Below are 12,158 nucleotides of genomic sequence, written 5' to 3'. Positions count from 1 at the left end.
CGCCCCTGTGCGGCGCCGGGGTTCTGTCGTTCTAGGCTGGAGTCATGAGCCTTGACGAACATCACTATGCGCTGACCGTCCGCTGGACCGGGAACCGCGGGGCCGGGACGTCCTCGTACCGCGGTTACTCACGGGACCACGACGTCGAGATCCCCGGGCTGCCGGTGCTGCGCGGCTCGGCCGATCCGACCTTCCACGGGGACCGGGAGCGCTACAACCCCGAACAGCTGCTGCTGGCCGCGCTCTCGCAGTGCCACATGCTCTCCTTCCTGCACGTGGCCGTGAAGCACGGCGTTGTGGTGACGGCCTACGAGGACCGGGCCGAGGGCCTGATGCGGACCAACAGGGACGGCAGCGGGCAGTTCGAATCCGTCACGCTGAAGCCCCGGGTGACGGTGGCGGAAGCGGCGGCAGCGGATGTCCTCGAGGAACTCCACGTGGAGGCCAACAAGGTCTGTTTCATCGCCCGCAGCGTGAACTTCCCGGTGTTGCACGAGCCGACGGCTGTAGTGGAGGGCCAGGCTGACTGAATAGTTTTCAGGCGGCGCCGTCAGCCGGGACGGCCGAGGCCTCTGCCCGGTACTCGGACACCAGCCGGCGCTCCGTCTCCGGGCTCATTCCGGCCTTGCGTTCACGGCCGAGTCCGCGGCGGCGTTCATCCGCCAGGGTGTCCCGCAGCGTGTCCATCCAGGGCCGGAGCCGCAGCCCTGCTGTCCGGGCAGCGTCGTTGCTGCGGGTCGCGAAGCCCTCGTGGCCTGGCGGCAGCCACAGCGGCAGCGAGTCCGGGCCGGCCCAGTAGTTCGCACCGTGCGACGCCAGCCAGTCCTCGGGGGCGACAACCACCTCGGAGTCGGCGTCGGCCAGCTGGCGGGCTTCCTCCAGGTAGGCGGCAAAGGGCACCGGCTCACCGACGGCGTTCAGCGCCCCTGTGGTTCCGTTTTCGGCGGCGGTGAGGATCCAGGCCGCGAGGTCGCGGACGTCGATGATCTGGGTGGCGTCGGCGGGGATGTCCGGGACGAGGACGGGATCGTTGTCCCGGGCGAATCGGGCCGGCCAGTACCCGTAGCGGTCGGAGCCGTCCCCGGGTCCGCCGATCAGGCCGGCGCGGCACAGGTGCGCCTTGTCCCCTGCCAGTTCCCGGGTCAGGTGCTCGATCGCGGACTTGGCCTCGCCGTAGTTATCCACGGTCAGCTTCGTGCCCGGAGCCAGCGGCGGGAGCATCTGGGCGTCTTCGGCCTCGCCGGCCACTGAGTGGTCAGCGTAGACCGAGCAACTGGAGATGAAGGTCCAGTGCCGGGCCGAGCCGGCCAGCGTCTCGAGGGCCTCCCGCGCCTGGGCGGGGTCCCGCGAGACGTCGACGACGGCGTCCCACCCGCCGCTGCCGGCGGCCCCTTGGTACGCGGCCTTCCCCTGCGCGCGGTCCGCGCGCAGCCAGGTGGCGCCGTCGGGCGGCGCGGCGGCGGTACCGCGGGCCAGGCATGTGACGTCGTGACCGGCGGCGAGGGCCTGCCGGGCTATTTCAGCTGACAGGAAGACGGTGCCGCCAAGGACCAGGATGCGCATGGGGCCACGCTACGGCGCTAATGTTGAAGTAGACCAGAGCGTTATGCGCCCGGCGAACGCCAGCCGTCTTTCCGGACGCCCAGCCCTGCTGCCGGCCGGCAGCAGGGCTGCAGTAAACAAGGAGTTTTCCCTCACCGATGATCAGCCTGACCACCATCGAACCCATCACCGCACCGGACATCTCGGCTGTCAACCTGCCAGGTGGCCTCATCAGCCTGGGCATCGGCGTCGCCGTGTGGCTGGTGGCATCCTTCGTGATCACCGGAATCACCAAACGGGTCGCGGCGGGCAGCACACTTTTCAAGAAGTCGCACTTCCGCTGGGTGGCTCCGGCGTTCCGCGCCCTGGACCACGAACGCCGCGTCCAGCGGGCAGAGACAATCGGCGCACTGCTCCGCAGCGTGGTCGGCGTCCTGATCGCCGTCCTCACCATCGTGTACGTGCTCAAGTACCTGAACGTGGACGTGGCTCCCATCCTGACGAGCGTCGGGATCCTCGGTGTGGCGATCGGCTTCGGGGCCCAGCAGTTGATCCGCGACTTCCTCGCCGGCATCTTCATTACCTTCGAGGACCAGTACGGCATTGGCGACATTATCGAGACTTCCGAGGTGGTGGGCACGGTCGAGGCCATGAACCTGCGGATCACCCGGGTCCGGGCCGACGACGGCACCATCTGGTACCTGCGCAACGGCGAAATCCTGCGCGTGGGCAACCGCTCCCAGGGCACATACATTCCGCCCGAGACGTCCCCGGCGGACGAGGCCGACAGCGCACCCCAGCAGAAGGCCGGAGAATAGTGAAATGACGATTCCCAGCGCCAGCGACCCCAGCCAGCCCAGGCAACTGCTGCAGAACGATCCGTTCAGCCAGCCCGGCTACACGGACAACTTCTATGACGCCGTGGGCGGCCACGAGACCTTTGTGAAGCTCATCGACGTCTTCTACGACGGCGTCGCAACAGATCCGCTGTTGCGCGCCATGTACCCGGAAGAGGACCTTGGCCCGGCCAAGCGGCGCTTCCTGATGTTCCTGGAACAGTACTGGGGCGGGCCGACGACGTACGGCGAGGAGCGCGGGCATCCGCGGCTGCGGATGCGCCACATGCCGTTCCGGGTGACGCCGGAGGCCAAGGAGCGCTGGCTGTTCCACATGCGTGCCGCGGTGGATGCCCTGGAACTGCCGCCGCTGTATGAGGGAACGCTCTGGGACTACATGGAGCGGGCAGCCCTGTCCATGGTGAACAGCCCGTCGGAGGCCTGAGCGCGGAGGGCGCCGGAGCTTCCTAGAGCCCGGTGCCGGTCCGGACCAGCACGTGGCCGCGGGTGCCGCTGAGCCGGAACCAGCGCCCGGCGCGGTAGAGCCGTTGTTCGCTCTCTGCCAGGAAGCCCAGGGTGAGCGCGGCGAACGCGGCCCCGGCCGGCAGGCCGCCGGCGTCGGGCAGTTCCCGGCCCCAGACCGTTGCCCTGGCGTTGTTGACGATCAACGCACCGGGCTTGTCCGGAATGATCGCGGCGATCTCCCTGATCCCGGCCTCCGCTGCGGTCCGCAGGGCAGTGTCCTGGACGGTGCCGAGCAGTTCCCAGCCGGCGCGCGGCGCGCCGATCCCGGCCCACGACTCGCTGACGGTCACCGGCGGGACGGGCAGTTCGACGTCGTGCTCCCCCGCCCGTGCCAGGCGGTCCAGCACGGCGGACAGCGGCACTGTCACGTCAGTGTCCGCCGGCTGTGCCAGCGCCATGGTCCGCAGGCCCAGGATGGTGGGGGTGGATTCGCCCAGGAGCCGGGGCCGCAGGACGCAGACGTAGGCGGCCAGGACGGGGCCCGCGGCCTGGAGCCGGATGGCGCCGTCGTCAATGGACCTGGCGCGCGTCGCGAAGGTGCGCAGGTCGTCGAGGTCGCGGGGATCGGTGAACTGCAGGGGCTGGGTTAGGACATCAGACACACTACTGACTCTACCGGCTGCGCTTCTTTGGAGCGGCGCTGGACGCCGTCTAGAGTCAGACCATGACTGAAGCCGAAGCCGGACTGCTGGGGCTCCCGACCCAGGACCCCACCTCCTCGCTCATCCAACTTCTCAACCTCGGCGAGCTCGAGGGCGCCCGGACGGACGAGGACATCTTCATGGGTCCGTCCCAGCAACAGCCCAAGCAGCGCGTCTTTGGCGGCCAGGTGCTGGCGCAGTCCCTGATAGCCGGCAGCCGCACCGTCGATCCGGACCGCAGCGTGCACTCCATGCACGGTTACTTCCTCCGGCCCGGCGACGCCAACAAGCCGATCACCTTCGGTGTGCAGCGACTGCGCGACGGGCGGTCCTTCTCGGCCCGCCGGGTCCACGCCTATCAGGAGGGCATGCCCATCCTGTCGATGATCGCGTCCTTCCAGGCCGAGGACGAGGGGATCGAGCACCAGTCCGAGATGCCCGCCGGGATCCCGGACCCCGAATCGCTGCCGAGCACGGCCGACCTGCTGGGCAAGTTCGATCACCCCGTGGCCCGGCACTGGGCCTACGAGCGGCCGTTCGACATCCGCCACGTCGATCCGGCACTGTATGTCTCGGCCAAGGGACCCCGGGAAGCCCGCAACGCCGTGTGGATGAAGACTTTCGGTCCGATGCCCGACGACGCCGGCCTGCACCGGGCGGCCCTGGCCTACGCGAGCGACTACACCTTGCTCGAATCCATCCTCCGCAAGCACGGCATGAGCTGGATTACGCCGGGGATGTCCGTGGCAAGCCTGGACCACGCCATGTGGTGGCACCGGCCGGTCAGGGTCGACGAGTGGCTCCTGTACGTCCAGGAATCGCCCAGCGCCCAAGGCGCACGGGGCCTCGCGACGGGCAAAATCTTCAGCCGGGACGGCCGGCACGTGGCGACGGTGGCCCAGGAGGGCATGATCCGCGTCCCGAACGACTTCAAGAACACCGACCTGAAGAACACCGAGAAGGGCGCCGTGCAGGCCGCCGTCTGATCGAGGGCGCTGCAGCACCAGATCCGCAAGGCCGAGGGCTGCCAGTACTCCCCAGCAGCGGCTGGGACACGGTGTCCTCGGCACACAGCGTCAACGGCACACAAAAAAAGCCGGCTCCCCTGAAACAGTTCAGGCGGGAGCCGGCTTTTTCGTGGCGCTGTAAGCCTTGCGGGCCTAGTCGCGGGTGAGGCGGCGGTGGGTTACGCGGTGCGGCTTGGCCGCATCCGGGCCCAGGCGCTCGACCTTGTTCTCCTCGTAGGACTCGAAGTTGCCCTCGAACCAGTACCACTTGGACGGGTTCTCCTCGTCGCCTTCGTAGGCGAGGATGTGGGTGGCCACCCGGTCCAGGAACCAGCGGTCGTGCGAGACGACGACGGCGCAGCCCGGGAATTCGAGCAGGGCGTTTTCGAGGCTGCTGAGGGTTTCGACGTCGAGGTCGTTGGTCGGTTCGTCGAGGAGCAGCAGGTTGCCACCCTGCTTGAGGGTCAGCGCCAGGTTGAGGCGGTTGCGCTCACCACCGGAGAGCACCCCGGCCTTCTTCTGCTGGTCCGGGCCCTTGAAACCGAAAGCGGCCACGTAGGCGCGGGACGGCATTTCGACGTGGCCGACCTGGATGTAGTCGAGGCCGTCGGAGACGACCTCCCACAGGGTCTTGTTCGGGTCAATGCCGCCGCGGCTCTGGTCGGCGTAGGAGATCTTGACGGAATCGCCGATCTTCAGTTCGCCGCCGTCGAGCGGTTCCAGGCCCACGATGGTCTTGAAGAGGGTCGATTTGCCGACGCCGTTGGGGCCGATGACGCCGACGATGCCGTTGCGGGGCAGGCTGAAGGACAGTCCGTCGATCAGGGTGCGGTCATCGAAGCCCTTCTGGAGCCCCTTGGCCTCCAGCACGAGTCCGCCCAGGCGCGGGCCCGGCGGGATCTGGATCTCTTCGAAGTCGAGCTTGCGGGTACGGTCTGCCTCGGCAGCCATTTCCTCGTAGCGGGCCAGACGGGCCTTGGACTTGGTCTGGCGTCCCTTGGCGTTGGACCGGACCCATTCGAGTTCCTCGGTCAGGCGCTTGGCCTGCTTGGCGTCCTTCTTGCCCTGGACCTCCAGGCGGGCGCGCTTCTTCTCCAGGTACGTGGAGTAGTTGCCCTCGTACGGGTACAGGTGGCCGCGGTCGACTTCGGCGATCCACTCGGCCACGTGGTCGAGGAAGTACCGGTCGTGGGTGACGGCAAGGACGGCACCGGAGTAGCTGGAGAGGTGCTGTTCCAGCCACAGCACGCTCTCGGCGTCAAGGTGGTTGGTGGGCTCGTCGAGGAGCAACAGGTCCGGCTTCTGCAGCAGGAGCTTGCACAGCGCGACGCGGCGGCGCTCACCACCGGAGAGCAGGGTGACGTCGGCGTCGGCGGGCGGGCAGCGCAGTGCGTCCATAGCCTGTTCCAGCTGGGAATCGATGTCCCAGGCGTCGGCCGCGTCGATCGCTTCCTGCAGCTGTCCCATTTCCTCGAGGAGGGCATCGTAGTCAGCGTCCGGGCTGGCCATTTCCTCGGAGATCGCGTTGAAGCGCTGGATCTTGCCGTAGATTTCGCCGACGCCTTCCTGGACGTTGCCCAGGACGGTCTTGTCTTCGTTCAGCGGCGGCTCCTGCAGCAGGATGCCTACCGTGTAGCCGGGGCTGAGCCGGGCCTCACCGTTGGAGGGAGTGTCCAGGCCGGCCATGATCTTGAGAATGGTGGACTTACCGGCACCATTCGGGCCGACAACGCCAATCTTGGCCCCCGGGAAGAAGGACATGCTTACGTCATCGAGGATGAGTTTTTCGCCGACAGCCTTACGGGCCTTGGTCATTGTGTAGATAAATTCCGCCATGCCTACAAATCTAGTGGTTCGGGCGGGATAACTCACATTCCGTGAGCCCGGATCGGCCACTTAACGGCGTCCGAGGGTTCGGCTCAGTCCCGGACGCCCACGAGGCAGCCGCCGGAGGCCAGACCCGGCAGCACAGTGACGGTGACGGTGCCGGTGCGGATCTGGGCCACGATGCAGTCGCTGCCGTCGCGCACTCCGGCCTCGACGGCGTCGACAGCCAGGCCGGTGGGCGTCCGCCCGGCTGTGACTTCCACAGCGCCGGCCGGAATCCCTGCCTTAACCAACGACGCGCGGATGCCCGCCGTTTCGGGCTGACCGCCGGCGCGGATGGCGGCGTTCAGGACCGCCTCGACCGTGGACTTCATGGCGGATTCCCTGTCGGGTTTCAGGCCGGGTTTCGCCACCGGCGACGTCGTGGCTGCCGGTGCCGGCGACGCAGTGGCTGTCGGTGCCGGGGCCGGCGACGTTGCGGAAGGTGTCCCCTGAGAATCCGCGGCTTCAGAGGCCATGGCTCCGCTGCTGCCGGCCGGCGTCGCACAGGCGGAGGCCGAAAGCAGGAGCACCAAGGTTGCGGCGGCCGGAACGGCCCAGCCGCCGCGACGGGCGTCCCCTTCCGCGGTGCGGGTGGGGCCCGCCCGTCCGGCAGCGATCCTGGCGTGTTGCATCGGGCAATTCTGCCACGCGGCAGTGCCGCGTTCCGGCGTTCCGGTGTCCAGTCCCGGCGCCCACGGCGCTGCCCGCCGGTCTGGCGGATTCAGGCTGCGGTCCCTTTCAGTTCTCCGGTTTCCTGGTCCACCTCCTCCTCCTCACCGCTCTCGTCATGGATGAAGGTCCCGTGGTCGTGGTGGTCGGCACCGTTGTCGCCGTCCCCGTCGTCGTCCCCTGGCTGGCTCTGCGGTCCGCCGCCGTCGCCGTCACCGCTACCGGGCGCGTCTGGGGAACCGGCCCCGGCGGCCGCCTGGCTTCCGGCTGCGGCTGAGCGGGTGAAGTTGGCAGAGCCCCACATGAGGTCGTGGCCAACTGACTCCGCGTCAATTTCGGCGACGTGGTAGACCCTGCCGTCCTTCTCCCAGCTCCGCATCTTCAGCCTGCCAACCACGATGACCCGCTGGCCCTTCTTGATGCTGCAGCCAATGTTGCCGGCCAGCTGCCGGTAACCCTGGACGGTGAACCAGTTGGTGTTGCCATCCACCCAGGTGCTGGAGCCGCGGTCGTACCGGCGCTCGGTGGCGCCGAACCGGAAGGACGCCGTGGCCACGCCACCGGGTGTGGTCGAGCTTCTGATCTCCGAGGCGACGAAGCCACGGACCGTAATGTTGTCGCTCATTCTCATGTCCTGTCTCGAATTGTCGTGCCCTGCCGGGCAGTTCCAGCATCCCGCCGTGGACCGTGGCCGGGGAGGACCCGGCTGTGCCATGTGGATAACCGGCTGCCGGCAACAGTGTGGGGACCGTGTTGGGGAGAAGTCAGGGCCGGCAGGGCCAGCCAACCGGACGGCGTTGACCTCCAACGGCCGTCCGGCACTGTAAACTTTTTGAGGCGTCACCGGCAGCAGCCGGTGGGCGCCAGCGCGCCCCAGTAGCTCAGGGGATAGAGCAGCGGCCTTCTAATCCGCCGGTCGGGGGTTCGATTCCCTCCTGGGGCACAAGAGAGCGGCTCTGACCTGCGACAACGCAAGGTCAGGGCCGCTTCCTACGCCAACTCCGATTTCAACCAGAACATCAGATCCACTTGTTGTGTTTGAACGTCAGGAACAGTATCCCGCCCATGCCGAGCATGAGCGCGAGTGCCATCGGATAGCCGAAGATCCAGTCGAGCTCGGGCATGTCGCGGAAGTTCATGCCGTAAATCGACGCGATCAACGTCGGCGCAAACAGGATGGCAGCCCACGACGAGATCCGCTTGACCTGCTCGTTCTGGGCGAAGCTCGACTCCGTCAGGAGCCGCATTTCGTCGTTCTGCCGCTGGGCAACCAGGGCCGCGTTGACGGCCAGGGCGTTCTGCAGCAACGCCCTGAAGGCAGACACCCGCTCCCCCAGCCTGATGGCGTGGTCCAGGACGTCGCGGAAATGATCCTGCAGTTCGGGGTCCGGCACGCCGTCCGGTCCGCCGCCCATGAGGCTCTGCAGGATTCCGGCCAGCGGGGCCGTGGCACGCTGGAACGTGATGACCTGGCGGGAGAGTTCATAGATCCTGCGCGATACGCCGGGGTCGGCAGCGAACAGGTCGTCTTCGATTTCATCGATATCGTTTTCCAGCCCTGCCGCCACCGGCTCATACTCGTCCACCACCTGGTCCAGGATCGCGTACAACACTGCATCCGGTCCGAGCGCCAGGAACTCCGGCTCGGACTCCATCCGCCGGCGCACCCGGGCCAAGTCTGGAGACTCCGCCCGGCGGACAGTCACCACAAAGTCCGGGCCGGAAAACACATGGATCTCGCCGAACTCGACCTTCTCCACGTCGTCCAGGTACCGCGCGGGCCGCAGCACCAGGAACAACGTCTCGCCATAGTGCTCCAGCTTGGCCCGCTGGTGGCCGGCGAGCGCGTCCTCCACGGCCAGGTGGCTCAGGTCAAATTCCTCGGCCACGGAGCGCAGCTCCTCGGCTTCGGGCCGGTAGAGCCCGATCCAGGCCATGCCCTGGCGCTGCCGCAGCAGAAAGTACGTCTCCTCGAGCCCTTCCGGGTCGGCGGTCCGGTGACCGTCCACATAGACGGCGTTGTCAATAATCGTCACGGCCGCGCCTCCTCTTCAAGGCATTCGCTTTGCTGTGACGTTATACCGTCCCCGGGCCGGTGCCAACAGCCCGCACTGCCCCGTGAGCGCCGCTGGTTTTCCGGGAACATTCCCCGGAAAGACTGCCGGGAAGAACGACGCCGACGGCCGCCGCCAGGGCTCCAACGCACAGATGCTGGCTTGGGGCAGATCGCCCGAACCGTGCACACCGTCTGCCCTGAGCCCCGCCAGCCCTCAGCACGCTTAGTATTGAGTGGACTGGCAGGCCGGCAGGGATAGCCTGTTCGCCCTGCCCGCAATCGAAAGGTACGGCCGCCATGACCGAGACACCCCGCAGATTCGACCCCACCAATCCAGACGACGCCTCCACCTCCCAGTACGCGGGGTCCGCTGACGCCACGCCCGGGCCCTCGTCCGCCGAGCAAGGCCTCAGCACGGACGTGGCCGCGACCGGCACCGATGTGGCCGCCACGACGGCGGGGCGCGCCGAAACCTCCCGCCCCGAGGAACCCACGGCTCAGGCTCCCGCGCCGGCGCCCGCTCCGGACACGCGCCAGGTCACCCGTGCAGGAATGGTTTGGGCCGCGGTTGCCTGCGCGCTGGTGGTGCTGATCCTGCTGATCGCTTTCATCCTGCAGAATCAGGAGTACGTGCAGGTGAAGTTCTTTGGCCTCGAAGGCTCGGTCCCGCTGGGCATCGCCTTGTTCATCGCGGCCGTCGGCGGCGGCGTTCTGGTCGCCATCGCCGGAGCCGCCCGCATCATCCAGCTCCGGCTCGCCGCGCACCGCGTCCGCCGCCAGGCCAGCCCGGGCACGCGCACGCGCTGACGCGGAAACCGCCAGGCGCTACCCTCTTTCCATGCGCGACGCAGAACCCCGGGCCCAGGCAGCCATCACCACCGCCGCGGCAGACTGGCCCGACGTCGAGCGTCTCTTTGGCGTCCGCGGCGAGCCCTCACGATGCTGGTGCCGGTTCTTTGCCTTGACCGGCCCGCAGTGGTCCGCGTCCACCCCGGAGGAGCGGAAGAACCAGTTGCGGGACAAGTTCGACGGCGGCCAGCCGGCGCCCGGGGTCCTGGCCTTCCGCGACGGGAATCCGGTGGGCTGGTGCGCCGTCGAGCCCCGCGGGTGCTACCCAAGGATCCTGCGCTCGAAGGTGCTGGCGTCGGCCCCTGACGCCGCCCGGGATCCCGGCGTGGACCATGATGGTCCGTCAGTTGCTTTGTCGTCTCCCCCGGCCACCGACGGACCGGCGTGGCGGGGGCGTTGCTTGCCGCCGCCGTCGAACACGCCGCCGCGCACGGCGCCACGGTGGTGGAGGGTTATCCGGTCGACCCCGCGCAACGGCCCAAGGCCGGCCCGGCAGACCTCTACCACGGCACGCTGGGACTCTTTTTGGCGGCTGGCTTCACAGTAGTCAGCGGCGAAGTGGTCAGCGGCGCGGTGCCGGGACGCGCCGTCGTCCGCCTGATGGTGCCCGGCCCGGCAGGGACCGCGGGCGCTAGGGCAGGGTCAGGATCACCGGCCCGTCGGCGGTGATGGCCACGGTGTGTTCGCTGTGCGCGGCGCGGCGGCCGTTCGCTGAGCGGAGGGTCCATTCGTCGTCGTCATGGTAGTAGTCGTCCTTGCGGCCGAGAATCAGCATTGGCTCGATGGCGATGACCAGGCCCTCGGTCAATTTGATGCCGCGACCGGGACGCCCGTCGTTGGGCACGTGCGGCTCGGCGTGCATGGTCCGGCCGATCCCGTGGCCGCCGTGGTCGGCGAGCAGCCCGTAGCCTGCCCGGCGCGCTGCCCCGCCGATCGCGTAGGCGAGATCCCCCATCTTGTTCCCGATCCTTGCCGCTTCGATCCCCCTGGCCAGGGCGGCGTCCGTGGCGTCGATGAGGGCCTGGTCCACCGGGTCCACGGTCCCCACGATGAAGCTGACGGCCGCATCGCCGCACCACCCGGCCAGGAACGCGCCGCAATCCACGCTCAGGAGGTCCCCGTCCTGGAGCCGGTACTCGTTGGGGATGCCATGCACGACGGCGTCGTTGACGGACGTGCAGATGACCCCCGGGAACGGCACTGACGCCCACCGCGGCCGGTAGTTCAGGAACGCCGGCGTGGCTCCCGCATCGGCGATTGACGCTGCGGCGACATCGTCCAGTTCCTTGAGCGAAACGCCGACGGCGGCCGCGTCGCGGACCCGGGCGAGGGTGGTGGCGACCACCCGGCCGGCCTCGCGCATCAGTGCGATCTCTTCGGGACTCTTGATCATGGACATGGCTTTCCCTTCCGACGCGGAGCCGCGGCTTGCTGGCTTCAACTCTAAAGCCCGCCGCGGCGTGTCTACAGTGGCCTCATGACCACCGCGGAACTCATTGACGCGATCCGCGGCAGCCTCCAGGCTGCTGCCGATCCTGGCCGCGCCGCGGGGGCACAGGCCTACATGAAATCGCAGATGCCATCCCTGGGCGTGCGGGTTCCCGAGGTTCGCAGCATTGTCAGGGCCGCGGCCGCGGACCACCCGCTGGGCAGCCTGGCGGAACTGCAGTCCGCGGTGCTTGTGCTGTGGCGCAACGCCGGCCATCGTGAGGAACGCTACGCGGCGATCGAGCTCACGGGGCTCAAGCCCGCAGCCGGGGAACTGAGCATGCTGGCCCTCTATGAGGAAATCATCCGCACCGGAGCCTGGTGGGACCTGTGGACGGGGTGGCCCACCGGCTGGGCGCCCTGTTGCAGGCCCACCGGGCAGAACTGACGCCGGTGCTCGAACGCTGGAGCCGGGACGAGGACTTCTGGGTCCGGCGGGCCGCGATCACCGCACAGCTGGGGGCGAAGGGCGCCACGGACACGGAGCTCCTGGCCGCTGTGATCGAGGCCAATCTCGAGGACCGGGAGTTCTTCATCCGCAAGGCGATCGGGTGGGCGCTGCGCCAGTACGCCAGGACGGATCCGGCCTGGGTGAAAGCATTCGTGCGGCGGCATGCGGACCAGCTCAGTCCGCTCTCGCGCAAGGAAGCGCTCAGGAACTTGGCGGCCTAGCCAG

The 12,158-nt window shown here is 68.3% G+C and carries 13 protein-coding genes, 1 tRNA gene and 1 pseudogene; 8 read left to right on the top strand and 7 right to left on the bottom strand.

The window, feature by feature from the left end; all coding sequences use genetic code 11:
- The first annotated feature begins 44 nt into the window (after positions 1 to 44).
- A complete protein-coding gene (locus AC1D1A_RS02090) occupies positions 45 to 530 on the top strand; it encodes an OsmC family protein (protein WP_476947029.1) in 486 nt (161 codons plus the stop codon).
- A 7-nt stretch (positions 531 to 537) separates the two neighbouring features.
- Here AC1D1A_RS02090 and AC1D1A_RS02085 read toward each other — a convergent pair whose 3' ends face one another.
- Positions 538 to 1,563, bottom strand: a complete 1,026-nt coding sequence (locus tag AC1D1A_RS02085) for an NAD-dependent epimerase/dehydratase family protein (RefSeq protein WP_476947028.1) — start codon at positions 1,561 to 1,563, stop codon at positions 538 to 540.
- A 137-nt stretch (positions 1,564 to 1,700) separates the two neighbouring features.
- On the opposite strand from AC1D1A_RS02085, the gene AC1D1A_RS02080 reads away from it, so the two are divergent.
- Positions 1,701 to 2,360, top strand: a complete 660-nt coding sequence (locus AC1D1A_RS02080) for a mechanosensitive ion channel family protein (protein ID WP_028277840.1) — start codon at positions 1,701 to 1,703, stop codon at positions 2,358 to 2,360.
- A 4-nt stretch (positions 2,361 to 2,364) separates the two neighbouring features.
- A complete protein-coding gene (locus AC1D1A_RS02075) occupies positions 2,365 to 2,823 on the top strand; it encodes a globin (RefSeq protein WP_476873720.1) in 459 nt (152 codons plus the stop codon).
- Positions 2,824 to 2,845: 22 nt separating this feature from the next.
- Here AC1D1A_RS02075 and AC1D1A_RS02070 read toward each other — a convergent pair whose 3' ends face one another.
- The gene (locus AC1D1A_RS02070) at positions 2,846 to 3,505 is read right to left on the bottom strand and encodes a DUF8185 domain-containing protein (RefSeq protein ID WP_476856923.1); all 660 of its coding nucleotides are present in this window, start codon (positions 3,503 to 3,505) and stop codon (positions 2,846 to 2,848) included.
- Positions 3,506 to 3,567: 62 nt separating this feature from the next.
- Between AC1D1A_RS02070 and AC1D1A_RS02065 the strand changes: the two genes are divergently transcribed.
- On the top strand, positions 3,568 to 4,530 hold the full coding sequence (locus tag AC1D1A_RS02065) for an acyl-CoA thioesterase (RefSeq protein WP_476850152.1): 963 nt from the start codon (positions 3,568 to 3,570) through the stop codon (positions 4,528 to 4,530).
- A gap of 174 nt (positions 4,531 to 4,704) precedes the next feature.
- Here AC1D1A_RS02065 and ettA read toward each other — a convergent pair whose 3' ends face one another.
- From ettA to AC1D1A_RS02050, 3 genes are all read right to left on the bottom strand, one after another.
- Positions 4,705 to 6,387, bottom strand: a complete 1,683-nt coding sequence (gene ettA, locus AC1D1A_RS02060; protein WP_026266424.1) for an energy-dependent translational throttle protein EttA — start codon at positions 6,385 to 6,387, stop codon at positions 4,705 to 4,707.
- Between the two features lie 83 nt (positions 6,388 to 6,470).
- Positions 6,471 to 7,052, bottom strand: coding sequence for a DUF6993 domain-containing protein (locus AC1D1A_RS02055; protein ID WP_476947027.1), 582 nt, complete (start codon positions 7,050 to 7,052; stop codon positions 6,471 to 6,473).
- An 89-nt stretch (positions 7,053 to 7,141) separates the two neighbouring features.
- The gene (locus AC1D1A_RS02050) at positions 7,142 to 7,714 is read right to left on the bottom strand and encodes a single-stranded DNA-binding protein (RefSeq protein ID WP_476947026.1); all 573 of its coding nucleotides are present in this window, start codon (positions 7,712 to 7,714) and stop codon (positions 7,142 to 7,144) included.
- 245 nt (positions 7,715 to 7,959) lie between these two features.
- Between AC1D1A_RS02050 and AC1D1A_RS02045 the strand changes: the two genes are divergently transcribed.
- A tRNA-Arg gene (locus tag AC1D1A_RS02045) sits at positions 7,960 to 8,032 on the top strand.
- 76 nt (positions 8,033 to 8,108) lie between these two features.
- On the opposite strand, the gene AC1D1A_RS02040 is transcribed toward AC1D1A_RS02045, so the two are convergent.
- The gene (locus AC1D1A_RS02040) at positions 8,109 to 9,125 is read right to left on the bottom strand and encodes a magnesium and cobalt transport protein CorA (protein ID WP_079554707.1); all 1,017 of its coding nucleotides are present in this window, start codon (positions 9,123 to 9,125) and stop codon (positions 8,109 to 8,111) included.
- 317 nt (positions 9,126 to 9,442) lie between these two features.
- Between AC1D1A_RS02040 and AC1D1A_RS02035 the strand changes: the two genes are divergently transcribed.
- Complete coding sequence (locus AC1D1A_RS02035; RefSeq protein WP_476849002.1) at positions 9,443 to 9,952, top strand: LapA family protein; 510 nt, start codon at positions 9,443 to 9,445, stop codon at positions 9,950 to 9,952.
- Positions 9,953 to 10,378: 426 nt separating this feature from the next.
- Positions 10,379 to 10,663, top strand: a complete 285-nt coding sequence (locus AC1D1A_RS02030; protein ID WP_476947025.1) for a hypothetical protein — start codon at positions 10,379 to 10,381, stop codon at positions 10,661 to 10,663.
- On the opposite strand, the gene map is transcribed toward AC1D1A_RS02030, so the two are convergent.
- Entirely contained in the window at positions 10,626 to 11,393 is a 768-nt protein-coding gene (gene map, locus AC1D1A_RS02025; RefSeq protein ID WP_476856927.1) for a type I methionyl aminopeptidase, read from the bottom strand. The genes AC1D1A_RS02030 and map overlap by 38 nt on opposite strands.
- 78 nt (positions 11,394 to 11,471) lie before the next feature.
- On the opposite strand from map, the pseudogene AC1D1A_RS02020 reads away from it, so the two are divergent.
- Positions 11,472 to 12,154 (top strand): annotated as a pseudogene (locus AC1D1A_RS02020) (DNA alkylation repair protein).
- The last annotated feature ends 4 nt before the right edge of the window (positions 12,155 to 12,158 follow it).

It is taken from the genome of Arthrobacter sp. P1_B9, assembly GCF_056406495.1.
Note: the sequence above shows the minus strand (reverse complement) of the source record. Positions and strands in the feature narration are given on the sequence as shown.

Coding starts and splice junctions, on each gene's coding strand:
- AC1D1A_RS02090 (WP_476947029.1), top strand. CDS start 45: ATGAGCCTTGACGAACATCACTATGCGCTGACCGTCCGCTGGACCGGG.
- AC1D1A_RS02085 (WP_476947028.1), bottom strand. CDS start 1,563: ATGCGCATCCTGGTCCTTGGCGGCACCGTCTTCCTGTCAGCTGAAATA.
- AC1D1A_RS02080 (WP_028277840.1), top strand. CDS start 1,701: ATGATCAGCCTGACCACCATCGAACCCATCACCGCACCGGACATCTCG.
- AC1D1A_RS02075 (WP_476873720.1), top strand. CDS start 2,365: ATGACGATTCCCAGCGCCAGCGACCCCAGCCAGCCCAGGCAACTGCTG.
- AC1D1A_RS02065 (WP_476850152.1), top strand. CDS start 3,568: ATGACTGAAGCCGAAGCCGGACTGCTGGGGCTCCCGACCCAGGACCCC.
- ettA (WP_026266424.1), bottom strand. CDS start 6,387: ATGGCGGAATTTATCTACACAATGACCAAGGCCCGTAAGGCTGTCGGC.
- AC1D1A_RS02055 (WP_476947027.1), bottom strand. CDS start 7,052: ATGCAACACGCCAGGATCGCTGCCGGACGGGCGGGCCCCACCCGCACC.
- AC1D1A_RS02050 (WP_476947026.1), bottom strand. CDS start 7,714: ATGAGCGACAACATTACGGTCCGTGGCTTCGTCGCCTCGGAGATCAGA.
- AC1D1A_RS02035 (WP_476849002.1), top strand. CDS start 9,443: ATGACCGAGACACCCCGCAGATTCGACCCCACCAATCCAGACGACGCC.
- map (WP_476856927.1), bottom strand. CDS start 11,393: ATGTCCATGATCAAGAGTCCCGAAGAGATCGCACTGATGCGCGAGGCC.